Annotated in this window: 31 protein-coding genes and 1 riboswitch; of the genes, 20 read left to right on the top strand and 11 right to left on the bottom strand. The window is 65.0% G+C overall.

Annotated features, from left to right (window positions below):
* Positions 1–2: 2 nt before the first annotated feature.
* Positions 3–218 (bottom strand): hypothetical protein, encoded by a 216-nt coding sequence (locus E4K65_RS21075; protein ID WP_167771020.1) that lies wholly within the window; start codon positions 216–218, stop codon positions 3–5.
* A 311-nt stretch (positions 219–529) separates the two neighbouring features.
* On the opposite strand from E4K65_RS21075, the gene E4K65_RS21070 reads away from it, so the two are divergent.
* The 6 genes from E4K65_RS21070 (at position 530) to thiC (ending at position 6,126) form a co-directional block, all read left to right on the top strand.
* Positions 530–1,063, top strand: a complete 534-nt coding sequence (locus tag E4K65_RS21070) for a lytic transglycosylase domain-containing protein (protein WP_135175804.1) — start codon at positions 530–532, stop codon at positions 1,061–1,063.
* Positions 1,064–1,198: 135 nt separating this feature from the next.
* Positions 1,199–1,326, top strand: a riboswitch (TPP riboswitch).
* The gene (locus E4K65_RS21065) at positions 1,315–2,325 is read left to right on the top strand and encodes an FAD-dependent oxidoreductase (RefSeq protein ID WP_135175803.1); all 1,011 of its coding nucleotides are present in this window, start codon (positions 1,315–1,317) and stop codon (positions 2,323–2,325) included. It overlaps the preceding riboswitch by 12 nt.
* The gene (gene thiS, locus E4K65_RS21060) at positions 2,316–2,513 is read left to right on the top strand and encodes a sulfur carrier protein ThiS (RefSeq protein WP_135175802.1); all 198 of its coding nucleotides are present in this window, start codon (positions 2,316–2,318) and stop codon (positions 2,511–2,513) included. The genes E4K65_RS21065 and thiS overlap by 10 nt, the downstream gene beginning before the upstream one ends.
* 171 nt (positions 2,514–2,684) lie before the next feature.
* On the top strand, positions 2,685–3,467 hold the full coding sequence (locus E4K65_RS21055) for a thiazole synthase (protein WP_135175801.1): 783 nt from the start codon (positions 2,685–2,687) through the stop codon (positions 3,465–3,467).
* Positions 3,454–4,062, top strand: coding sequence for a thiamine phosphate synthase (locus E4K65_RS21050; RefSeq protein WP_135175800.1), 609 nt, complete (start codon positions 3,454–3,456; stop codon positions 4,060–4,062). The genes E4K65_RS21055 and E4K65_RS21050 overlap by 14 nt, the downstream gene beginning before the upstream one ends.
* A 165-nt stretch (positions 4,063–4,227) precedes the next feature.
* The gene (gene thiC / locus E4K65_RS21045) at positions 4,228–6,126 is read left to right on the top strand and encodes a phosphomethylpyrimidine synthase ThiC (RefSeq protein ID WP_135175799.1); all 1,899 of its coding nucleotides are present in this window, start codon (positions 4,228–4,230) and stop codon (positions 6,124–6,126) included.
* Positions 6,127–6,329: 203 nt separating this feature from the next.
* On the opposite strand, the gene E4K65_RS21040 is transcribed toward thiC, so the two are convergent.
* Positions 6,330–6,875, bottom strand: a complete 546-nt coding sequence (locus tag E4K65_RS21040) for an HD domain-containing protein (protein ID WP_135175950.1) — start codon at positions 6,873–6,875, stop codon at positions 6,330–6,332.
* Positions 6,876–6,973: 98 nt separating this feature from the next.
* Here E4K65_RS21040 and E4K65_RS21035 point away from each other — a divergent pair, with 98 nt between their 5' ends.
* Positions 6,974–7,486, top strand: a complete 513-nt coding sequence (locus tag E4K65_RS21035) for a mismatch-specific DNA-glycosylase (protein WP_135175798.1) — start codon at positions 6,974–6,976, stop codon at positions 7,484–7,486.
* Between the two features lie 124 nt (positions 7,487–7,610).
* Here the strand turns inward: E4K65_RS21035 and E4K65_RS21030 are convergent, their stop codons facing one another.
* Positions 7,611–8,339, bottom strand: a complete 729-nt coding sequence (locus E4K65_RS21030; RefSeq protein WP_135175797.1) for an SDR family oxidoreductase — start codon at positions 8,337–8,339, stop codon at positions 7,611–7,613.
* A 365-nt stretch (positions 8,340–8,704) separates the two neighbouring features.
* On the opposite strand from E4K65_RS21030, the gene E4K65_RS21025 reads away from it, so the two are divergent.
* Together E4K65_RS21025 and E4K65_RS21020 are read left to right on the top strand one after the other, a co-directional pair.
* A complete protein-coding gene (locus E4K65_RS21025; protein ID WP_135175796.1) occupies positions 8,705–9,589 on the top strand; it encodes a hypothetical protein in 885 nt (294 codons plus the stop codon).
* 231 nt (positions 9,590–9,820) lie between these two features.
* Positions 9,821–10,471, top strand: coding sequence for a glutathione S-transferase family protein (locus E4K65_RS21020; RefSeq protein ID WP_135175795.1), 651 nt, complete (start codon positions 9,821–9,823; stop codon positions 10,469–10,471).
* Between the two features lie 93 nt (positions 10,472–10,564).
* Here E4K65_RS21020 and E4K65_RS21015 read toward each other — a convergent pair whose 3' ends face one another.
* The gene (locus E4K65_RS21015) at positions 10,565–11,002 is read right to left on the bottom strand and encodes a VOC family protein (protein ID WP_135175794.1); all 438 of its coding nucleotides are present in this window, start codon (positions 11,000–11,002) and stop codon (positions 10,565–10,567) included.
* Between the two features lie 150 nt (positions 11,003–11,152).
* On the opposite strand from E4K65_RS21015, the gene E4K65_RS21010 reads away from it, so the two are divergent.
* Positions 11,153–11,848: a glutathione S-transferase family protein gene (locus E4K65_RS21010; protein WP_135175793.1), complete on the top strand. Its 696-nt coding sequence runs from the start codon at positions 11,153–11,155 to the stop codon at positions 11,846–11,848.
* A 118-nt stretch (positions 11,849–11,966) separates the two neighbouring features.
* Here E4K65_RS21010 and E4K65_RS21005 read toward each other — a convergent pair whose 3' ends face one another.
* A complete protein-coding gene (locus tag E4K65_RS21005; RefSeq protein WP_135175792.1) occupies positions 11,967–12,401 on the bottom strand; it encodes a hypothetical protein in 435 nt (144 codons plus the stop codon).
* A gap of 481 nt (positions 12,402–12,882) precedes the next feature.
* Between E4K65_RS21005 and E4K65_RS21000 the strand changes: the two genes are divergently transcribed.
* The 4 genes from E4K65_RS21000 to E4K65_RS20985 all read left to right on the top strand — a co-directional run bounded on the left by E4K65_RS21000 (position 12,883) and on the right by E4K65_RS20985 (position 14,907).
* A complete protein-coding gene (locus tag E4K65_RS21000; protein WP_135175791.1) occupies positions 12,883–13,266 on the top strand; it encodes a RidA family protein in 384 nt (127 codons plus the stop codon).
* A 143-nt stretch (positions 13,267–13,409) separates the two neighbouring features.
* Entirely contained in the window at positions 13,410–13,670 is a 261-nt protein-coding gene (locus E4K65_RS47380; RefSeq protein WP_027547916.1) for a hypothetical protein, read from the top strand.
* A 240-nt stretch (positions 13,671–13,910) separates the two neighbouring features.
* Positions 13,911–14,162, top strand: a complete 252-nt coding sequence (locus tag E4K65_RS20990; protein WP_135175790.1) for a hypothetical protein — start codon at positions 13,911–13,913, stop codon at positions 14,160–14,162.
* 106 nt (positions 14,163–14,268) lie between these two features.
* Positions 14,269–14,907 carry a hypothetical protein gene (locus E4K65_RS20985; RefSeq protein ID WP_135175789.1) on the top strand — a complete coding sequence of 213 codons (639 nt, stop codon included), beginning with the start codon at positions 14,269–14,271 and terminating at the stop codon, positions 14,905–14,907.
* A 7-nt stretch (positions 14,908–14,914) separates the two neighbouring features.
* Here E4K65_RS20985 and E4K65_RS20980 read toward each other — a convergent pair whose 3' ends face one another.
* Complete coding sequence (locus tag E4K65_RS20980; RefSeq protein ID WP_135175788.1) at positions 14,915–15,400, bottom strand: J domain-containing protein; 486 nt, start codon at positions 15,398–15,400, stop codon at positions 14,915–14,917.
* Between the two features lie 111 nt (positions 15,401–15,511).
* Here E4K65_RS20980 and E4K65_RS20975 point away from each other — a divergent pair, with 111 nt between their 5' ends.
* Together E4K65_RS20975 and E4K65_RS20970 are read left to right on the top strand one after the other, a co-directional pair.
* Positions 15,512–16,279: an SDR family NAD(P)-dependent oxidoreductase gene (locus E4K65_RS20975; RefSeq protein WP_135175787.1), complete on the top strand. Its 768-nt coding sequence runs from the start codon at positions 15,512–15,514 to the stop codon at positions 16,277–16,279.
* Positions 16,280–16,547: 268 nt separating this feature from the next.
* Positions 16,548–16,793, top strand: coding sequence for a helix-turn-helix domain-containing protein (locus E4K65_RS20970; protein ID WP_027547911.1), 246 nt, complete (start codon positions 16,548–16,550; stop codon positions 16,791–16,793).
* Between the two features lie 21 nt (positions 16,794–16,814).
* On the opposite strand, the gene E4K65_RS20965 is transcribed toward E4K65_RS20970, so the two are convergent.
* Entirely contained in the window at positions 16,815–17,096 is a 282-nt protein-coding gene (locus E4K65_RS20965) for a hypothetical protein (protein WP_135175786.1), read from the bottom strand.
* 158 nt (positions 17,097–17,254) lie between these two features.
* On the opposite strand from E4K65_RS20965, the gene E4K65_RS20960 reads away from it, so the two are divergent.
* Positions 17,255–17,779 (top strand): collagen-like domain-containing protein, encoded by a 525-nt coding sequence (locus E4K65_RS20960; RefSeq protein WP_135175785.1) that lies wholly within the window; start codon positions 17,255–17,257, stop codon positions 17,777–17,779.
* Positions 17,780–17,799: 20 nt separating this feature from the next.
* On the opposite strand, the gene E4K65_RS20955 is transcribed toward E4K65_RS20960, so the two are convergent.
* Both E4K65_RS20955 and E4K65_RS20950 read right to left on the bottom strand, forming a co-directional pair.
* Positions 17,800–18,021 carry a hypothetical protein gene (locus tag E4K65_RS20955; protein WP_135175784.1) on the bottom strand — a complete coding sequence of 74 codons (222 nt, stop codon included), beginning with the start codon at positions 18,019–18,021 and terminating at the stop codon, positions 17,800–17,802.
* A gap of 96 nt (positions 18,022–18,117) precedes the next feature.
* Positions 18,118–18,384, bottom strand: coding sequence for a DUF2277 domain-containing protein (locus E4K65_RS20950; protein WP_135175783.1), 267 nt, complete (start codon positions 18,382–18,384; stop codon positions 18,118–18,120).
* A 126-nt stretch (positions 18,385–18,510) separates the two neighbouring features.
* On the opposite strand from E4K65_RS20950, the gene E4K65_RS20945 reads away from it, so the two are divergent.
* From E4K65_RS20945 to E4K65_RS20935, 3 genes are all read left to right on the top strand, one after another.
* Complete coding sequence (locus E4K65_RS20945; protein ID WP_135175782.1) at positions 18,511–19,572, top strand: alpha/beta fold hydrolase; 1,062 nt, start codon at positions 18,511–18,513, stop codon at positions 19,570–19,572.
* Positions 19,573–19,743: 171 nt separating this feature from the next.
* On the top strand, positions 19,744–20,097 hold the full coding sequence (locus E4K65_RS47375; RefSeq protein WP_167770998.1) for a hypothetical protein: 354 nt from the start codon (positions 19,744–19,746) through the stop codon (positions 20,095–20,097).
* Between the two features lie 77 nt (positions 20,098–20,174).
* Entirely contained in the window at positions 20,175–20,777 is a 603-nt protein-coding gene (locus E4K65_RS20935) for a pyridoxamine 5'-phosphate oxidase family protein (protein ID WP_135175781.1), read from the top strand.
* A gap of 80 nt (positions 20,778–20,857) precedes the next feature.
* On the opposite strand, the gene bfr is transcribed toward E4K65_RS20935, so the two are convergent.
* On the bottom strand, positions 20,858–21,346 hold the full coding sequence (gene bfr / locus E4K65_RS20930) for a bacterioferritin (RefSeq protein ID WP_011089420.1): 489 nt from the start codon (positions 21,344–21,346) through the stop codon (positions 20,858–20,860).
* A gap of 133 nt (positions 21,347–21,479) precedes the next feature.
* Positions 21,480–21,752, bottom strand: coding sequence for a (2Fe-2S)-binding protein (locus E4K65_RS20925; RefSeq protein WP_011089421.1), 273 nt, complete (start codon positions 21,750–21,752; stop codon positions 21,480–21,482).
* Positions 21,753–21,963 lie beyond the last annotated feature (211 nt).

Genomic DNA, 21,963 nt, shown 5'->3' with positions numbered 1-21,963 from the left:
GCCTAAGCCGCGAGCGGCGGATGCTCGACTGCCGCCTCGTCGAAGATCGCCACCGCCTCGAAGCGATAATTGCAGGCGCGGCAGGTCCAGAGATAGGAGATGCGCCCCTCGCCCGGCTCGATCCAGTCGGGCTTCGGAATCGGCGCGCCGCATTGGGCACAGGGATTCTGTCTGGGGATGTCGCCGGCGTGTGCTGTGGCCATGGTTGATTTCTGCATTTCTGCTTTTGTCATGGCACCTCTCCCGATTTGCGGCCGCTTCATACTCGCTTTCGCGCACCATCGCGAATAGACAGGCGTGCTGTCGCGAGCGGGGGTCGTCCGCCCCGAAGCTCAGCTACGCCGGCTTTGCGTCTTAACGGCGGCTCGGCACCGCAAAATCGCCGGCGGCGGCGTTTGGTCACATCATCGCCGCGTTCGCGAGTCCTAAAGCGTGATCCGGAAAAGCGCACCGCGGTTTTCCGAAAGGATCATGCTCAAACAATAATTGCGGCCGGGCGCAGGTCGTTCAGGGACGTCAGGAATATCCGATGAAAATTTTACGCGTTGCCGCGTTCATCGCGGCCGGACTGGTGTCGCCGCAGGCCGCATTCGCGGGCCAAGCCGAGTACGCCGAGATGGTCGCGGCCCATGCCCGCGCCAATGGCGTGCCGGAAGCGCTGGTGCATCGCGTCATCATGCGCGAAAGCCGCTATCAGCCCGGCCTCGTCGGCCGAGGCGGCACCATCGGCCTGATGCAGATCAAGCTCGCGACCGCCCGCGGGGTCGGCTACACCGGCGATGCCGCCGGCCTACGCGATCCCAACACCAACCTCACCTACGCGGTCAAATACCTCGCCGGCGCCTATCGCGCGGCCAATGGCGACCACGCCCGAGCCGTGCGTTATTTCGCGGGCGGCTATTACTACGTTGCAAAGCGGCAGCGCCAGGAGGCCGTGCAGGTCGCCAACATGGGCGATACCTGGCTGGAGCCGAACGGCAATCCGCAGCCGATGTTCGGCACGGCGCCGCATAAGAAGCTGGCCCAGCGCGTCCGCAATGCGCGGGCGCAGGTTCCACACTAACCGCCGTCATTCCGGGATGGTGCGAAGCACCAGACCCGGAATCTCGAGATTCCGGGCTCGATGCTTCGCATCGCCCCGGAATGACTGCCCTGTGGCAACACGCGTTGACCACCTCGTCCCGCTGGCATACATTGGCGCCGTTCCGAGGGGTGCTCCGAGGAGGAGCTGAGATACCGCTAAATGGGCAAATCCGCCCAGGACCGCGGTGACCCTTTGAACCTGATCCGGGTCATGCCGGCGAAGGGACAGGGATGTTACAGACGACCAAGCGAGCGGATTCCGCGGTATCCATCATCGGCGCAGGCATTGCCGGAGCCTGGCAGGCGCTTTTGTTCGCGCAGGCCGGCCATTCCGTGACGCTACACGAGCGCGGCGACGCTGCGATGACGGACTCCACCAGCCATTGGGCTGGCGGCATGCTCGCGCCCTGGTGCGAGGCGGAGGTCGCCGAACCCATCATCTCCAGGCTTGGCCAGCGCTCCCTCGACATCTGGCGGCGTGAGCTGCCCGACACGCCCTTCAACGGTTCCCTCGTTGTCGCCCATCCGCGCGAGCGCAACGATTTCGAGCGCTTTGCCCGGATGACCGAAGCGCACCGCCGGCTCGATGCCGCGGGCCTTGCCGAGCTCGAGCCGTCACTGGAAGGCCGCTTCCGTGACGCGCTGTTCTTCCCGGCCGAGGGCCATGTCGAGCCGCGCCGCGTGCTGCCGAAGCTGCACGAGCGCATCCGCGCCGCCGGCGGCACCATCAAGTTCGAAAGCGATGTCAGCGCCGCCGATCTCGACGGCATCGTGATCGACTGCCGCGGCCTCTCCGCCCGCGACGAGCAGCCTGACTTGCGCGGCGTCAAGGGCGAGATGATCCTGATCGAGACCAGCGAGGTGCAGCTGGCGCGCCCGGTGCGGCTGATCCATCCGCGCTGGCCGCTCTACGTGATCCCGCGCGAGGACAATCTGTTCATGCTGGGCGCGACCTCGATCGAGGCCGAGGACACCGGCGTCAGCGTGCGCTCGGCGCTGGAGCTTCTGGGTGCGGCCTATACGGTGCACCCGGCGTTCGGCGAGGCGCGCATCGTCGAGTTCGGCTCGGGCCTTCGCCCCGCGTTCCCCGACAATCTGCCCCGGATCGGCATTCGCGGCGAAAGGATCGCCGTCAACGGGCTCTACCGCCACGGCTTCCTGATCGCGCCGGCGCTCGCCGAGCTGACGTTGCAATACGTCCAGCGCGGCCAGATCGACAACGAGGTGATGCAATGCGCGTGATCGTGAACGGTGAGCAGCGCGAGGTGAACTCGGCCAGCGTCGACGCGCTGCTCAGCGAGCTCGACTACGAAGGCACCCATTTCGCGATCGCGCTGAACTACGACGTCGTGCCGAAAAGCCGCTGGGCCGAGACCGCGCTGAAGGCCGGCGACGAGATCGAGATCATCACGCCGCGGCAGGGAGGGTGAGGTGATGGCTCTCCGTTTGTCGCGGCGCCGCGCGTCGCACCCTCCGCTGTCATCGCCCGGCTTGACCGGGCGATCCAGTACGCCGCGGCTTCACTGCTCCAGCCGCACCGCCGCGGCGTACTGGATCCCCGCTTTCGCGGGGATGACAACGTCATTTGAGGAAACACCGCCATGGTGACCTTCTACGGCAAATCCTTCGCCTCGCGCCTCCTGATCGGCAGCGCGCTCTATCCCTCGCCGGCGATCATGCAAGGAGCGATCCGCGCCTCCGGCTCGAACATCGTCACGGTGTCGCTGCGGCGTGAGGCCGCCGGCGGCAAGACCGGGGACGCGTTCTGGAATCTGATCCGCGAGCTCGACGTCACCGTGCTGCCGAACACCGCCGGCTGCCGCAGCGTGCGCGAGGCGGTGACGACCGCCAAGCTCGCGCGCGAACTGTTCGGCACCTCCTGGATCAAGCTCGAAGTGATCGCCGACAACGACACGCTGCAGCCCGACGTCGTCGGCCTCGTTGAGGCCGCCGCCATCCTGATCAAGGACGGTTTTGAAGTGTTCCCCTATTGCACCGAGGATCTCTCGGTCGCGAACCGCCTGGTCGATGCCGGCTGCAAGGTGGTGATGCCGTGGGCAGCTCCGATCGGCAGCGCCAAGGGCATCACCAACCGCGATGCGCTGAAGCTCTTGCGCGACCGCCTGCCCGACATCACGCTGGTGGTCGACGCCGGCCTGGGCGCGCCGAGCCACGCGGCGCAGGCGCTCGAGCTCGGCTATGACGCCGTGCTGCTCAACACCGCCATCGCCAAAGCCGCCGATCCCGTCGCCATGGCCAACGCCTTCCGCCTGGGTGTCGAGGCCGGCCGCACCGCTTACGAAGCCGGGCTGATGAACGCCCGCGACTTCGCCTCCCCTTCAACCCCTGTCGTTGGGACCCCGTTCTGGCATGCCGTATCCTGATCGCTTTTATCCCGTCGTCGACAGCCTCGCCTGGGTCGAGCGCCTGACCAAGCTCGGCGTCGGCACGATTCAACTGCGCACGAAAGACCTGAACGACGCCGAAGCGCTGCAGATCGTCACCGACGCGCTGGCCATCACCGAGGGCACGCAGGCAAAGCTCGTCGTGAATGATTACTGGCGCGCGGCGATCGTCGCCGGCGCCAAGTATCTGCACCTCGGCCAGGAGGATCTCGCCGACGCCGATCTCAAGGCGATCCGCGAGGCGGGCCTTCTCCTCGGCATCTCCACCCATGACGACGCCGAGCTTGCGACCGCACTCGCGGCCAAGCCCGACTACGTCGCGCTCGGCCCGATCTTCTTCACAACCTTGAAGTCGATGCGCTTCGAGCCGCAGGGCGTTCCGAAGATCACGGAATGGAAGCAGCGCATCGGCACCATCCCGCTGGTCGCGATCGGCGGCATCAAGTTCGAGCACGCCGCGGAGATCTTTGCCGCCGGCGCCGATTCCATCGCCGTCGTCAGCGACGTCACGCAGAATACCGACCCCGACGCGCGGGTGCGGCAATGGCTCGGCCTACCTGCGGAGGCGGCGTGATGCGCCCTCTCTCCACGCGGCATTGCGAGCGCAGCGAAGCAATCCAGAGTCTCTCCGCAGAGACAGTCTGGATTGCTTCGTCGCAAGGGCTCCTCGCAATGACGGAGCAAGATTTCACCGCCGTCGCTCAAGCGCACGCACACCAGAATTAACCGGAGGATCCCCATGAACATCCGCTCCAACCCCGACAAGACCGTCCCCGCCGTCACCACCGGCCCGCTGCCCTCCTCGCGCAAGATCTTTGCGTCCCCCGACGCCGCGCCCGACCTGCGCGTGCCCCTGCGCGAGATCATCCTGTCCGAAGGCGCCGGCGAGCCGAACCTGCCGGTGTACGACACCTCGGGCCCCTACACCGATCCGTCCGTCACCATCGACGTCAACGCGGGTCTCGCGCGCAACCGCAAGGCCTGGGTGCTGGAGCGCGGCGGCGTCGAGGAATATGAGGGCCGGCAGGTCAAGCCGGAGGACAATGGCAACCTCTCCACCGACAAGGCCGCGCGCGCGTTCAGCGCCTATCACAAGCCGCTGCGCGGCCTCGACGGCCACAAGATCACGCAGCTCGAATTCGCCCGCGCCGGCATCATCACCAAGGAGATGATCTACGTCGCCGCCCGCGAAAATCTCGGCCGCAAGGAGCAGCTCGAGCGCGCGGAGGCAGCCCTCGCCGACGGCGAAAGCTTCGGCGCGGAGGTCCCCGCCTTCATCACCCCGGAGTTCGTGCGAGCTGAGATCGCGCGCGGCCGTGCCATCATCCCCAGCAACATCAACCACTCAGAACTCGAGCCGATGATCATCGGCCGCAACTTCCTGACCAAGATCAACGCCAATATCGGCAACTCGGCGGTGACCTCCTCGGTCGAGGAAGAGGTCGAGAAGATGGTGTGGGCGATCCGCTGGGGCGCCGACACCGTGATGGACCTCTCAACGGGCCGCAACATCCACACCACCCGCGAATGGATTTTGCGCAACGCGCCGGTGCCGATCGGCACCGTTCCCATTTATCAGGCGCTGGAGAAGTGCAACGGCGATCCGGTCAAGCTGACCTGGGAGCTCTACAAGGACACGCTGATCGAGCAGTGCGAGCAGGGCGTCGACTATTTCACGATCCACGCCGGCGTGCGCCTGTCCTACATCCACCTCACCGCCAACCGCGTCACCGGCATCGTCTCTCGCGGCGGCTCGATCATGGCGAAGTGGTGCCTGGCGCATCACAAGGAGAGCTTCCTCTACACGCATTTCGACGAGATCTGCGACCTCATGCGCAAGTATGACGTCTCGTTCTCGCTCGGCGACGGCCTGCGCCCGGGCTCGATTGCGGATGCCAACGACCGCGCGCAGTTCGCAGAGCTGGAGACGCTCGGCGAGCTGACGAAGATCGCGTGGGACAAGGGCTGCCAGGTCATGATCGAAGGCCCCGGCCACGTGCCGATGCACAAGATCAAGATCAACATGGACAAGCAGCTCAAGGAGTGCGGCGAGGCGCCGTTCTACACGCTTGGACCGCTGACCACCGACATCGCGCCGGGCTATGACCACATCACGTCAGGCATTGGCGCGGCCATGATCGGCTGGTTCGGCTGCGCCATGCTCTGTTACGTCACCCCGAAGGAGCATCTCGGCCTGCCCGACCGCAACGACGTCAAGACCGGCGTCATCACCTACAAGATCGCCGCCCACGCCAGCGATCTCGCCAAGGGCCACCCGGCTGCCCAGCTCCGCGACGACGCGCTCTCCCGCGCCCGTTTCGACTTCCGCTGGAGCGACCAGTTCAACCTCGGCCTCGACCCCGATACCGCGAAGAATTTCCACGACGAGACCCTGCCGAAGGAAGCCCACAAGGTCGCCCATTTCTGCTCGATGTGCGGCCCAAAATTCTGCTCGATGAAGATCACGCAGGACGTGCGGGATTATGCGGCGACGCTGAACGACCCGAACTCGATCGGCATGTCGATCAGCGGCACGGCCGAGGACGGCATGGCGAAGATGAGCGCGAAGTTCAAGGAGATGGGCAGCAGCGTATATCTGGATGCGGAGAAGGTGAAGGAGAGCAATCGGGTGCTGTGAGGAGTCCTTCGCTCGTCATGCCCGGGCTTGACCCGGGCATCCATCTGAAAATGAAAGGCCGGGCGAGCGCCCGGCTTTTTTTGCGAACGTCGCATCAAGCAGGCGTAGCCTGGATGAGCGAAGCGACATCCGGGATCGACAGTTGCCCCGCATGTCGCTTCGCTCATGCGGGCTACGGAGTAGCGCCGCGCACGACGTCGGCTTCAGCTCAACGACGCCAGCTCCCGCGCAAGGTTGTCGCGTGCCTGCCGGTCATGGATCGCGGCGAAACCGGCATCGGGGTAGATGACCGGCCGGGCGGCGAACTGACGCAACACCTTGGCACGGCCGGCGCGATAGTCGCTGTCGCTGACGTGGATGAATTCCTGGCGGATCGCCGCCGCGTAGGCGTCGTAGCGCGCAGGCGCCGCGCCGAGGATGCTGAGATCGATCGAGATCAGGATCGCGCCGAGGCGATCATCCGGTTGGACGTTGTGCGTCCTGGTCAGGCGGATCAAGCGCCTCACTTCGTGGCCGATATCGGCGCGAACGTGTTGCTCGGCCAGTTGCGCGCTGAGCTCTTCATTGTCCGACCGGGTCGGATCATAGACGACATCGTGCCACCAGATGGCCTCCGTCAGAATCTCGCGCTCGGCCGCCGAGATTCCTTCCACCCGCGCGAGCGCATCGAGACAGTCCTCGATGTGCGAGAGGTTGTGATAGTGCCGGCCAGGCGCCGCATAAGCGGCGGCCAGTTCTTCGCGGTTCATGGGCAAGGTATAGAACGTGAACGACAGAAATGGTAGCTGTCGAGCCGAGCAACCGGGCGAACAGGTCGCCCGCCGCATGCAGGCTCATTGGCCCTTCGATGACCGACAACGACTTCCACCGCCTCCCCGACCAGCTCCGCCCCAACCTCCGCCTTGTCTTCGTCGGCACCGCGGCCAGCACGCGCTCGGCCGAGCTCGGGCACTACTACGCCCATCCCGGCAACCGCTTCTGGCGCGCGATCCATGAGGCCGGCATCACGCCGCGGCGCTATCAGCCAAGCGAGTTCGCGGCGCTGATCGAGCTCGGGATCGGCTTCACCGATCTCTCCAAGTCGGGCGCGGGGATGGATCACCAGATCGCGGCTGACACGATCGACGTAGCCGGCTTCAAGGCCAAGATCGAAAAGTATCGGCCGCGGACGATTGCGTTCACGAGCAAGAAGGCGGCGAGCCTGTTTTACGGTCGGCAGTCGAGTGGGATTTCGCTGGGGCGGCAGCAGCGCGATGGAAGCCTGCCGGAGATATTCGTGCTGCCCTCGCCGTCCGGCGCTGCGTCGGGGCACTGGACGCTGGAGCCGTGGCGCGAGCTGGCGAAGTGGATCGCTGTGTAGGGTGGGTTAGACGTGCGGCGGCGCGAAGCGCAGTCCGCGCGGCGTAACCCACCAACTTCGTGCGGCGATCGTGGAGGCGTGGTGGGTTACGCTGCGCTAACCCACCCTACGAACTGCACGCGCCCTAGAGATCGAAATTGGTCGGCAGCATCACCACGTCGCGAATGGTCATGCCGCGCGGCCGGGTCAGCATGAACATCACGACCTCGGCCACGTCACTGGCCTCCAGCAGGCTTCCCGTGTCCCTGGCTTCCTTCAGCTTCTCGGGCGGCCAGTCCGCGAGCAGGGCGCTGACGACCGGGCCGGGCGAGATCGAGCCCACGCGAATGCCATGCTTGAAGACCTGGCGCCGCACCGTCTGGACAAAGCAGTTGATCGCCCATTTGGACGACGCGTAGACCGGCTCCCACGGCGTCGGAAAATGAGCCGCCAGCGAACTCGTGACGATGATGTCGCCGGTCCGGCGTTCGATCATGTGCGGCAGCACGTCGTGCACGTTTTTCATCACGACGTTGACGTTCAGGTTCAGCATCCGGTCGATCGCCATGGTGTCGGCATCGACCAGGTCGCCGCCGACATAGGTGCCCGCATTTGCATGCAGGATATCGAGTTGGCCGGCCTTCTCCAGAACGCGCGGCAGCAGCGTTGCGCAGTCTTTCGGATCGAGCAGGTCGACGACCAGCGGGATCACGGTGTCGCCGTGCTTGTTGCAGAGCGCCTTCAGCGCGGCGGCGTCGCGGTCGACCATCACCACGCGCGCGCCCGCGGCCAACATCGCCTCGGTACTCGCCAATCCGATACCGGACGCGGCCCCGGTCACGGCAGCAACCTTGCCTTCCAATTCTCTCGCCATGAGCTCACCATCCTGCTGGAATTGGCAGTATAGCGATCCAAGGCGACCTGGCGAAGTGGATCAGGTCGCAAAACGGTCAACGCGCGCAGGCGCTGGGTTTCGCTTTGCCCTCCCCATCCGACGCGCCGGCTTTCGCCAGGACGCCGCGGGTTCGGCCAACCCACCCTGCGATTTCAGCGTGTTCCCGCGGTCGCTCCGCCGTTTGCAACATTTTCCCGAAATAGGAACTTTGGCGGACAGGGAAGATTGACGCCGGCAGGGTATTGGAGGCGACAATGAACGGTTTGATTTATCTCGTTGGCTTGGTCGTGGTGATCCTCGCCGTGCTGTCCTTTTTCGGCCTGCGCTGAGCAAGGATGATGGAAATGTCCATGGAAAGCCTTCCTCCGGCGTCGCGCGCCGATGTCGAGGCGTATCGCGCCGAGCGCGGACCGCGCCATCTGCAATGGTCGCCGATCCTGCTGGGAGCATTTGCGGCTACGGCGATGTCCTTCATCCTTGTGACGTTCGGCGCAAGCGTCGGCCTGGGCGTCACGTCAGCTTCGCCGACATGGCGCGATGCCTCCGCGGCATTATGGATATTGTCCGGCATCTACCTGATCCTCCAGGCAATCATCAGCTTCGGATTGGGCGGCTATATTGCCGGGTGGGTTCGCAATCCCCCCGCGCCCGGCCCTGTGGAGCAAATCGAGCAGGCGGACGGCCTGCATGGCGTGGCGGTCTGGGCGCTGGCGGTGGTGATGGGCGCGGTTTTGGCCACGCTGCTGGGTGCGGCGAGCCTGTCGCGCAATCCCTCAGCCGCCACTTCGGCGCGGACGAGCGCCGCCGAACCGCTGTTGAGCTACGAGCTGGACCGTCTCTATCGCGCCGGGCGCCGTGCCCCCAACATCGATCTCAGTTCGGAACGCGCTGAAGCGGGCCGCATCCTTCTCACCGCGTCAAGCCACGACGGCATGAGCACTGACGACAGGACCTACCTGATCCAGCAAGTTGCCGGCGCAACCGGCCTTGCGGCGGCCGACGCCGAACGCCGGGTCGACAACGTGATTGCCAACGCCAAGACTGCGATCGCGCGATCGCGGCGCAGCACGATCATCCTGGCGTTCTCGGTGGCCACGGCCGTCCTGCTTGGTGCCATCGCGGCCTGGGCCGCGGCTTGCGCCGGTGGCCGGCATCGCGACGGCGCCCCCCTGCCCGAATGGATGGTCCATTCGAATTCGTTGGACCGGCGTCGAGCCGCGTTGCCATGAAGGATGCGAAATGCGTGGGACCGGTCAGCACAAACCGGTCCCCGAGCGATGTCCATTTGGCTCAAAGCGAGTTGCCAGCGCGACAAGCGCTGGCATGACTTTCTCCAATCACGCGCGCTCCCGCGGCTGATCGCCAGCGGCCCTCACAACGCAAAAGCAAGATAGTCTGTCGGAATCCGCGCCGGCCGTTCGTCCTCTGGATGCAAAGCGCCACCACCCCGGAGCCTCCAGATGCCCCCCACCATCACCGCCTTCGAAAGCTCGCCCGACCGCGGCAGGGGACAGGCGCGCGACATGCGCGTCCGCTGGGCGCTGGAGGAGGTCGGCCAGCCCTACGACGTCCGCCTCGTCTCGTTCGCGGCAATGAAGCAACCGGCGCATCTTGCGCTGCATCCGTTCGGGCAGATCCCGACCTTCGAGGACGGCGATCTCGCCCTGTTTGAATCAGGCGCGATCGTGCTCCATCTCGCCGAGCGCCATGCCGGGCTGCTGCCGCTCGAGGCGAATGCAAGGAGCCGCGCGATTGCGTGGATGTTTGCCGCGCTGAACACGCTGGAGCCGCCGATCGTCGAGCTCGGAATGGCGCTGCTGTTCGAGCGCGACAAGAGCTGGCACGAGGCGCGCCTGCCGATGTTGCAGGATCGCGTCCGTGTCAGGCTCGGCGAATTGTCCCGCCGCCTCGGCGAGGCCGACTGGCTCGACGGCGCGTTCAGCGCCGGCGATCTCATGATGGTGACGGTGCTGCGCCGGCTGAACGCATCGGGCCTGCTCGACGAATATCCCGACGTCGCCGCTTATGTCGCCCGCGGCGAAGCGCGCCCGGCCTTCAGGCGCGCGTTCGATGCGCAACTGGCTGTCTTCAACGCCGCATCGCGTTCGTAGGGTGGATTAGCCTCGCGGCTGCGCGAAGCGCCGTCCGCGCGGCGTTCCGTGCGGAGCGACCGCATTCGTGACCGGCTGACCCATTCTACGCCCTCACCCCGCATACGCCCTGTCCAGATCCGCAATCACGATCTTCTTCATCTGCATCATCGCCTGTATGACGCGGTTGGCCCTGGTGCGGTCGGGGTCGCCGAGGTAGCGGGAAAGCGCCGATGGGATCACCTGCCAGGACAGGCCGAACTTGTCCTTGAGCCAGCCGCAGCGGGATTCTTCGCCGCCATCCGCGGTGAGCCGGCTCCAGAAATAGTCGACCTCACCTTGCGTCTCCACGCTGATGAAGAACGACACCGCCTCGTTGAAACGGTATTGCGGGCCGCCATTGAGCGCATTGAAACGCTGCCCTTCGAGCTCGAACACCGCCATGAAGTCGCTGACGGTCTCTACTTTCGCGTTGGGAAACACCGATTTGTAGAAGGCGACGGCTTCGGGGACGTTGTTGTCGAACCAGAGGAACGGCGTGATGGAGGTCATGTGCTGGTATCCTTGGTGATGAAAAGAGGCGAGGAGGCGCGGCATCATCCGGAGGACGAAGCACGAAACCGGGATCCGACAGGCCGGGGCGTATTTTTTTCAGCAACCCTGTATGATGGGCCTGGAGTTGCCCGGTTGAGGAGCCCGCCCATGCTGACGCTCTACTCGTATCCGGAACTGTGCGGCGTCGCCGACAACAACGGCTACGGCCTCAAGGTCTACGCTTTCCTGAAGCTCGCCTGCGTGCCATTCGTCCATGAGCACATCTTCGATGCCTCCGCCGCGCCGCGCGGGCAGCTGCCCTACATCGTCGACGACGGCGAGACCATCGGCGACAGCGAGACGATCATCGCGCATGCGATCGCGAAATATCGCCTACGCATCGATGCCGGGCTGTCAACGGAGCAGCGGAGGACCAATCATTTCGTCACCCGCATGCTGGACGATCTCTACTGGGTGATGTCCTATTCGCGCTGGAAGGACGAGCGCTACTACCCGGCCTTCCGCGATGCCTTCATCGCACAGCACCCGCAGATCAATGCGGAGGGATTTGAGAAGGCGAAGGCGTACAATGCGCAGCGCTATCATTTCCAGGGCATCGGCCGCTACACGCCGGAGCAGGCCTATGCGCGAGGGCTCGCCGACCTCCAGGTGCTGGCCGAGATCGTGCCCGCCACCGGTTTCGTGCACGGCGAAGCCGCGACCAGCATCGATGCCGGCATCTATGGCTTCATCGCCAACATCTATTACTTCCCGATCCCGACGCCGCTGAAGACCTTCGTCGACGCGCACGCCAATCTGGTCGCGCATTGCGAGAGGATCCATGCGGCGGTGAGCGGATCGTAGGGTGGGTTAGCTCGCGGCCGCGCGGAGCGTGGTCCGCGGGCGTAACCCACCACTTCTGTCTCCGCGGAAACCAAAGAGGTGGGTTACGCCTTCGGCTAACCCACCCTACGAGACCTGCCTACCGCATCGTGATCGCGAGTCCGCTCAGATCCGCATTCGCCATCAGGCCGGTCTGGTAGCCCGACAGTTCCAGCACCGCGCCCTTCTGGTTGGTGAGCACGATGGCGCGGGCGCCGCGGCCGACGGCAAGGCCGGCACCGGCGGCGCCGTAGACACCGGCGACGTCGGAGGGACGGTTGATGTTGGAGACGCGGCCGCGCAGCACGGTCTTGGAGCCGCCGAAGACGAGGCCGTAATCGAGGCCGCCGGACGAGAGCCCGTAGGAGCGGCCGCGGAAGTTCAGCACGCCGGAGCCGCCGGAGCCGCCGATGATCCAGCCCGCCTTGTAGATCGTCAGCACCACGGTGCCGCCGTCGGCCAGCGCCGAGGTCGAGAGCCCGGCAAGGGCGGCGATGGCGACCAGCGCGGCGCGAAGGGTGGATGCGAGCTTCATAGGGCGTCTCCGGGGGCTATTTTTCAAGGAGGGATCGAATCAGACCGGACGAATCTATCCGATCGATCACGGCGGCAACATGATGGAGCGGCCGTGAGGCGTGAGGTGCAGCAACGCATTCAACTGTCATCGCCCGGCTTGACCGGGCGATCCAGTATTCCAGAGACGGCGGTGGCTGAACCGGGAAGCCGCGGCGTACTGGATGCCCCGGTCAGGCCGGGGCATGACGGCAGCGCTTGGTGCCGCAGGACGCGGCAACTTCATGATGCCATTCTGCTCCTGTTTTGCCCGACGGAGCAATCGATTATTTTTCTTTTTCCGAACTGAAAAGACTCCAATGAATTCTGTTCGATCTCTACTGTGCATGGGGTTGTTTTCGCAGTTTTTGTTTTGCCCCCCTGCGCCGGCCCCCTGATGACGATTGCAAGTCCCCCGCATGTCGCTACGCTGATGCGCCCTGCACGACCCCCGAGGTGATCCCATGACGATCCAGCATTTCGCGCCCCCGCCGCATGTGAAGGCACCGCCGCTGTCCTTTGCGACGCGCGTCGGCGACCTCCTGTTCGTTTCCGGCATTCCCGGCTTCGACGGCAATGGCGCGCTGCCCGACGGCTTCGAGGCGCAGTTCGCCAACGTCGCCGTCAACATCAAGCGCGTGCTGGACGAAGCCGGTGCAACCGTCCGCGATCTCGTCAAGGTCAACGTGCTCCTGACCCGCGCCTCCGACGTTGCCGCCATGAACGCGCTCTATGCCGGCGCGTTCGGTCCGCCGCCCTATCCGGCACGCACCACCTGCGTGGTGCATGCACTGCCCGATCCGAAGATGCTGATCGAGATCGAGGCGGTGGCGTCGCTTTCGAAGTGAGCAGTGTGACTTGCCGGGCACGCGGCCAAACCAAGTGCCCTGCATCGCCTGACATGTCCGTGAACGGCGGCTCCCCGGCTTGCAAAGGACCGGCTTTTACCGCACGAATTTTCGGGTCACACTTCCCCACAAGGAGATATTTCATGCGTCGCGTTCTCGCCCTCTGTGCCGTTGCCGGCATCGCTAGTTCCGTGTTCGCCATGCCCGCTTCGGCGGCTGTCGGCTATTACGTGATCCGCTGGGACAACACCGGCATCTGCCAGGTCTGGAACGAGGACCTGAAGTACAAGCCGTTCCAGTGGGGCGCTTCGACCTACAAGGTTGTCAGCAAGCCGCTGCCGACCTTCACGGCCGCCTCCGACCTCCAGATCAAGCTGCGCGCGGAGCGCCGCTGCACGCTCTGAGCCTGACGCGACAGACCGGATTTGAAGGGCGGATCGCCCGAGCGATCCGCCCTCTTCTTTTGGGCGGGCGGCCCTCGTTTTCCGGCCAAAATCCCGCGTTTCCAGCGCACGCGCGTTGAACCTGATCAGCAGGCGGAACTACTCACATCTTGTCCGGGGCGCGCTCCCCAAAAGCGTCCCGCACCACCCCTCCCGTGATTGTCGGGAGGCGCATCACATCTTTCATTTGAGGAGCTGATCATGCGTCGTATTTCCGTGCTGTGCGCTGCCGCCGGTCTTGCCGTCACTGCCTTCGTGGCCGCGAGCCCTGCCGAAGCCAACTATCACCTGATCCGCTGGCAGGACACCGGCTTCTGCCAGATCTGGGACGAGAGCATCCCGACCGCGCCGTGGCCCTCCGACTACGCCCGCGTCAGCAGCACCGTGCCGACCTTCGTCGACGCGCTGGCGCTGAAGGATCACGCGCTGAAGAACGGCCGCTGCGCCTGGTAGGATTCGATCGGCGGACGACAAGGATCGGGCAAGGATGCGATGCTAGCATCCTTGCCCGTTCGCGTTTCTATCCAGCGTTTCTAATTAGTCCCCGCGGGATCAATCGATGCGCACGCTCACCACGACGGCAGCCATCTTCACCGTGTCGCTCGCACTCGTCTCCGCTGGCCGCGCGCAGGCGCCGCAATCCTTCCGCGCGATCTCGCCGATCTTCGGCCAGCTCGTCAGCTTCGCGATGCCGTCGAACTTCGTCGCGGTGTTCGAGAACACCAAGGGCGGCCACTACATCCGCGAAGCCGTGCCGAAGGGCGAGACGCCGGAACGCTGGACGCAGATGATCACCGTCACCGGCGAGAAGGGCATGACGCTGACGCCGGGCGCCTCGCCCGAGACGTTCGCAGGCTCCATCGCCGGCGGCTTCAAATCGGCCTGCCCGGACAGCTTTGCGGCACGGCCGCTCGGTGCCACCAATTTCGGCCGCTTCGAGGGTTTCGTCGCGGTGATCGGCTGCGGCCGCGTCGACAGCGGCCCGACCCGGCACAGCGAGACCGCGCTGCTGGTCACGCTGAAGGGCACGACCGACTACTACACCATCCAATGGGCCGAGCGCGGCCCCGAGAGCGACGAGCCGCCGGTCAACGACGAACGCTGGCAGGTGCGCTTGCACGAGCTCAGCCCGATCGAGCTCTGCCCGATCGTAGCAGGGGAAGCCGCGCCCTATCCAAGCTGCGTGAACAAGAGCTGAGGCGCTCTCACGCGTCCTTGTGCGCGCCGGGATGGATCAGCAGGTCGCGTGCCGCGGCGAGGTCGATGAAGGCTTCCGCGCTGCCGCCCCGGTCGGGATGCATGCCCTTGGCGGCGCGGCGATAGGCCTGGTTGATGTCCTCGCAGGTGAGCTGCACCGCGAGCGGCAGGCCGAGCACCTTGCGGGCGCGGTCCTCGCTCGAGAGTTTCTTCGGCATGGCGTTGCGGCGGCCGAAGCGCGGCGCGGTCAGACCATGCACGACATCGAGGACCACGCCGATGCGGCGCTGGGCCGCCAGCGTGACACCGTGATCGTCATTGTCCACGGCCTGGCGCAGCACCGGAAGCGCCTGCTCGGCGGCCTGTCGCAGCGTGACATCGGTGCTCATCCGCACGATCTCGGCCACCAGCCGGCCCGCCTCGGCCCAGTCGGCGGACTCCGGCGACCGCAGGCGCTCGAGCGCCAATTTCCAGGATTCAAGCCGTTCCATCATGCGCGCAACGTTTAGCAATGAAGATCAGTATGCCAAGGCCGCCGTTTCCGACCCCTTAATTTCGAGTTAGCCTTTCATGAAACTTAGAAACGAATCCGGGAGGAAAATGTCATGGCATTGCTTGCAAACCATATCGCCGTCGTCACGGGCGCCGGTTCCGGCATCGGCCGGGCGATCGCGGCCGGCTACGCGCGCGAAGGCGCGCAAGTGGTGCTGCTCGACGTCAACGCCGACACGGTCGCGGAAGCGGCGCAGGAGATCCGCAACGCCGGCGGCAGGGCCGAGAGCTTCGCGCTCGACGTGACCAGGCGCGAGGACTGCTTTGCGCTGGCCAAGCAAGTCGCCGACAAGGTCGGGCAGGTCTCGATCCTCGTCAACAATGCCGGCATCACCCGCCGCAACGCCTTCACCGCGGAGACGGAGACGGTGGCGAAGGACTGGAACGACATCATCTCGCTCAACCTCAACGGCGTCTTCAACATGACGCAAGCCTTCCTCGCTCCGTTGCGCGCAGCCAAGGGCCGCATCGTCAATATCGGCTCGATCCAGTCCTTCGTGCATCTGCGCACGCCGAGCTCGGTGGCCTACACCACCTCCAAGCACGGCGTGCTCGGCTTCACCAAGGCGCTTGCGGCCGAGCTCGGCAAGGAAGGCGTGCGCGTCAACGCGATCGGGCCCGGCTTCATCGAGACCAACATCAACGCCAATGTGCGCGCGACCAATCCGGCGCTGGTGCAAACCTTCGTCGATCGCACCCCGCTGGCGCGCACCGGCAAGCCCGAGGACATCGTAGGGCCCGCGATCTTCCTCGCCTCGGACCTGTCGGCCTACGTCACGGGAACGATCGTGATGGTGGACGGCGGGTACCGGACGGTGTGAGGAGGACGCGTCGATCTATCGACACACAAGGTGTCATGCCCCGCCGCGGGGCGTGACAGCGTATGTGTGGCGCGAGATAAGCCCGCATCCGTGCGCATACGGCGCCAATCGCGGCGGCTTCGCGGCAATCCCAAGGTCAATTGGTGCGATCGCCGGCGGTTAACCTTTCATTAACCAAACCCGACCACCGTGGATTTACGGCTTGGGGGTCGTTTGTTCTCGATCCGCTTCCAATGATGGAAGCGGGCGTTGGTCGGGAGGTATATTGATGACCACTGTTCATGTCGCCGCGCCGCAGGGCGCAGAATTCCTTGCTCCAAACCAGATCGTTCCGTTGCTGATCGGTGCGACCGTCGACGAGGTCGAGCGCGAGCTCGTGCTCCAGACACTCGCCCGCTGCGACGGCAATCGCACACGCGCCGCGCGCGTGCTCGGCCTGTCGGTGCGCACGCTGCGCAACAAGATCAGGCTCTATGCCGCCTCCGGCATCGACGTGCCGGCCTATCAGGACTAGCGCGTGGCCGCGCCAGGTCGATCAGTCGGCCTGCGACGCCCGGCGCGACGATGTGCTGCGAAAGCGGCGGCGCAGCTCCTGCTGCAGGTACGCGCCGGCGAGAACCGCGAGCGCGATGATTGCGACTGCGGCCGCGATCAGCTCGATCGCGCGGAGCACGAAGGCCGTCATGACGGCCCATGACCCCTGCGGCTCTTCGGCGAAAGCGACCGGCACGATATCGGGCACGAACTCGTGGGCAAGGCCGAGCGCAATGCCAAAAGTGACTGCAGCCAAGCAGAACATTTTCCACGCTTCGCGCATCGGTCGCTCCTCGTGAGGTTGTGGCCGCGCGCCCTCCAATGACACGCCGCCGCGTGCCGCCGGTTGATGTTGATCAAGCGTGGTGCGATGCGCGGACGGAATTGCTGCTGTCGTCAAACGACGCTAAGTAGCTTGCTTCCGGTCAAGGGAGCAGTGGCGTGGCAGACGAACAGAAACGGCAGGGACCCCAGGGTCCGCGCGGGCGGCAGGGCGAGCCGGGACGGCCGGGACCGCAGGGTCATCCGGGCCGGCGCGGCCCGGACGGCGCGCGCGGCAAGCCAGGACCGCAAGGCAAGCCGGGGCCGATCGGAAAGGCTGGGCCACTGGGCAAGGCCGGGCCGCAAGGCAAGCTGGGCGAGGCCGGTCCGCGTGGCGCTGCCGGAGCGCAGGGACCTGTCGGACCGCAAGGGCCGGCAGGGCCGCAGGGCCCGCGCGGCGAGGCCGGCCCACCCGGCCAACTGCCGTCGATCGAACAGGTGTTGCCCTGGCTCGAACAGCTCTTCGACGCCTGGGACGAGCGTCGCCGCCAGCGCGAGCGCGAAGCCGCCGAGCGCGAGGCGCTGGAGGCCGCCGTGCAGGAAACCGACGAGCCGATCGCCGATGACGAGAGCGACGACGGCGAAGGCGAAGGCGACGACCACAAGAAAAAGAAGAAAAAGAAGAAGCACGGCCACAGGGATTAGCCACGCACTCTTGCCCCGGATCACGAAGCCCTTGAGGAATCATCCTTGTGTGGCAGCATGCCCATGCGCTCGAACTGCCAGCGCATGGCGCGATACCAGAGATAGCCGACTGCCGCGCCGCACACCGCCAGGATGGCGGCGTTCGCGCTCGAGAACGAGCCACTCCACCACATCATCCACGCGGTCCACAGCAGCGTGAAGATGATGGCACCTGCTTTGAGGGGAAGAAGGGGGCGGCTCATGATCGTGCTCCGGGTTGGCAAAACCCCGGCAGACATCATTGCAAGTCGCGGCGCCCCGCACCGTGAGCCAGATCACGGAACGGGTCTGCGGATCCGCTAGCCAAAGCGCAACCGCGAACGCTCCTTGGCCTTTTCCGCCTCGATCTCGCGGTCGCGCGTCGGCGCATGGGTGTGCAGCGAGGTGAGGAGCTTTCGCGCCGCCTCCGAGACCTCGGCCACCGCGCGGTCGAACGCCGCCTCGTTGGCCTGCGACGGCTTGTTGAAGCCCGACAATTTGCGCACAAACTGCAAGGCCGAGGCATGGATCTCGTCCTCCGTCGCCGGCGGCTCGAAGTTGAACAGCGTCTTGATGTTGCGGCACATGCAGTCTCTCCCGATGGTTTCCTCGAGGACGATCGGCGGAACCAAAATCCTACATTGTTCCGGAGAGTTTTGCTAAGATCCCCCGCAACGCGGCCGCCGGATACGAGCCGCATGGAGAGAGAAAATATGAAGGCTTCTTGCGCGGCGCTGTCGGCCATCCTGCTGTCCATCTCAGCGTCGGCCATGGCCGCCGACTATCCTGCGCCGAAACAGGGCGACTGGATCGCCAGGGATTTCAAGTTCCACACTGGCGAGGTCATGCCGGAGCTGCGGCTGCATTACACCACCGTCGGAGAGCCGAGCGGGCAACCGGTGCTGGTGCTGCATGGCACGGGCGGCTCGGGCGCAAGCATGCTGACGCCAGGCTTTGCCGGCGAGCTGTTCGGTGCCGGACAGCCGCTCGACGCCGCCAAATATTACATCATCATTCCCGACGGCATCGGCCACGGCAAATCGTCAAAGCCGTCCGACGGCATGAAGACGGGCTTTCCGAAATACGACTACGACGACATGGTCGAGGCGCAGTACCGCCTGGTGACGGAAGGACTCGGCGTCAAGCATCTGCGGCTCGTCATCGGCAATTCGATGGGCGGCATGCACACCTGGCTGTGGGGCGAGAAATATCCGAAGGCGATGGACGCACTGATCCCGATGGCCTCGCAGCCGACCGAGATGGCATCGCGCAACTGGATGCTGCGGCGGATCATGCTCGACACCATACGCAACGATCCCGACTACAATGGCGGCAACTACACCAGCCAGCCGCGCATGATGAAATACGCCGTCACCGCCTACGGCATCGCGAGCATCGGCGGAACGCTGGCCTATCAATCGCAGGCGCCGACGGCGGCCAAGGCCGACAAGATCGTCGACGAGCGGCTCGCGACGCCGATCACGGTCGATGCCAACGACTTCGTCTATCAGTGGGAGTCCTCGCACGACTACAATGCCGGGGAGAAGCTGGAGCAGATCGAAGCCTCGTTGCTGCTGATCAACTCCGCCGACGACGAGCGCAACCCGCCGGAGACCGGCCTCACCGACGCGGCGATGAAGAGGATCAAGAACAGCCGCCTGTATCTGATCCCCGCCAGCACCGAGACGCGCGGTCACGGCACCACCGGCAATGCAAAATTCTACAGCGAGCAGGTCAGGCAATTGCTGCAAACCGCGCCGCAACGGACGATGTAAAACCGGCGACAAATCCTCTTATCGCAATGCATCATATGCGGCGCCTCTCGCGCCGCATATTATTTGAGCATGCAATGCGCCGGCAGCTCGGGCTTAATCTCGTCAACGATACGAATCGACGCGCGGGACAAATCGCGCGCCACTGGCACGACACGCGATGAGGAGGATCGCATGCGCAGGCTTGCACTGTGCGTTTGGCTGGCTGCGATGACGGCGCTGACGAGCGCGGCGTTTGCGTTCGACAACGGGCAATATGACCACGTCCTGCCCGACATCCGCGCCTGGTTCAAGAGCGTGATCGCGCCGAATGGCGTGCCCTGCTGCGACATCTCCGACGGCCATCGCACCGACTACGACGTGCGCAACGGCGCCTATTGGGTACCGATCGAGGGACAGTGGATGGCCGTGCCTGAGCGCGCCATCATCCGCGACCGCGGCAATCCGGTCGGCCAGGCCGTGGTGTGGTACGTCCACCATCGCGGCACCATCATCATCAGCTGCTTCGTGCCGGCCGATGCAGTCTAGCGGATCGCGATGAATTTCGTTGGCCGGGCGCGGCCCCATCGGGTAGTTTGCCGCCGAGCTCATACGGAGGCACACCGTTGACCGATCTTTGCGCCGAAGACCTCGCCACCATCTATGCCAGGCCGAGCCCACGCGTGATCGCGAAGGCACGTCCCGCGATCGATGCGCATGCCAAGAAATTCATCGAGATGTCGCCGTTCTGCGTGCTCGCGACCTCTGGCAGCGACGGCAGCGTCGACGCCTCGCCGCGCGGTGGTGGCATCGGCTTCGTCCACGTCGCCGGCCCCAACCAGTTGCTGATGCCCGACCGCTCCGGCAACAACCGGATCGACAGTTTTCGCAACGTCGTCGAAGGCTCGGGCTTCGTGCATCTGCTGTTCTTCGTCCCGGGCATCGACGAGACGCTGCGCGTCGGCGGGCGCGGCACGCTGTCGGCCGATCCGGACCTGCTCGCCTCGATGGTGGAATTCGGCAAGCCACCGCGCGCGGTGCTGAACGTTGCGGTCAGCGAAGTCTATTTCCACTGCGGCAAGGCGCTGATGCGCTCGAAGCTGTGGTCGCCGGAGAAGGTGCAGCGCTCGGTGATGCCGAGCATCGTCGAAGTCATTCACGACCAGACGGGCCTGGGCGAACCGGAGAGTCAGGAGATCGTGGAAGAGCGCTATAAGCAGCAGCTGTAGGGGTTCGATGTCGTCCCGGCCTAGTGCGCAATTGCGCACTAGGCCGGGACGACACAAGAGTGTGCGGCTGACGCCGAAGCCTAGTGCCCCTCGCCCTCGAGCCCGCCGACGTGCTTCTGGGTGTAGAGCTCGAGACCGATGCGGCCGATCAGGTCGAGCTGGGTTTCGAGGAAGTCGATGTGGTGCTCCTCGTCGCTCATCAGCTTCTCGAACAGGTCGCGCGTGACGTAGTCCTTGACGCCGTGGCAGTAGGTCGCCGCTTCCTGATAGAGCGCCCGCGCGCTCATCTCGGCGGCGAGATCGCACTCGATGATCTCCTTGACGTTCTGGCCGATGCGCAGGGGATCGAGCACCTGCATGTTCGGGAAGCCGTCGAAGAACAGGATGCGCGCGGTGAGCTTGTCGGCGTGCTCCATCTCCTCGATGGATTCCTTGCGCCAGACCTTGGCCATGTCCAGCAGGCCCCAATTGTCGAGGAAGCGGTAGTGCAGCCAGTACTGGTTGATCGCAGTCAGCTCGTGACGCAGTGCCTTGTTGAGGTAGTCGATGACTTTTGCGTCGCCCTGCATGGTTCACTCCAGCTCTTGCAGTCCAAATCGGTCCTAAACCGAATTTAGAACGCTTCTAAATGAGTTTACGCACGGGAGCAACCGGCTACGGGGACGCAGCCGGGGAAAAGCTCAGCCGAGGTTACGGAAGATTTCAGCAGGCCGCGAGCGCGAACTGGGCGGACTCGGCCGTCTCGTCATTGGCGGCCACGGTGTGGCTGTGCGGGCAGCCGGAGCAGCAGGACTTGGCGCAGGGGCCAAGCGCTTCGTCGATGATGGTTTTGATCGTCCGCGCGCAGCGGCCGCACTCGGCGCTACACCCGAGGCAGCCATAGACCTGCTTGGCATGGCGCACGGCGTCGTCGGACTCGGCGACAGCAGCGCGGATGTCGTCATCGCTCAGCACGTTACAGGAACAAACGATCATGGAAGCGGCAGGCCCTTCGGTGATGCGCCATCATCGATATTTAAGGGGCCGGCCGGATGCAAAAGGAAAAACCGGTATTTGAAGCTATTCCAAACTGGCCCGCAAACAGCCTAGAACGGCTCTAAAATAGGGTGTTGCGCTGGATCAAGATTGCGGCGGATCTAGTCACCGCCACCGCCTCCCCCACCGTCGCCACCACCTCCACAATCCC

This window comes from Bradyrhizobium niftali (assembly GCF_004571025.1).
Taxonomy (GTDB): domain Bacteria; phylum Pseudomonadota; class Alphaproteobacteria; order Rhizobiales; family Xanthobacteraceae; genus Bradyrhizobium; species Bradyrhizobium niftali.
This window is presented reverse-complemented; position numbering and strand designations above follow the sequence as displayed.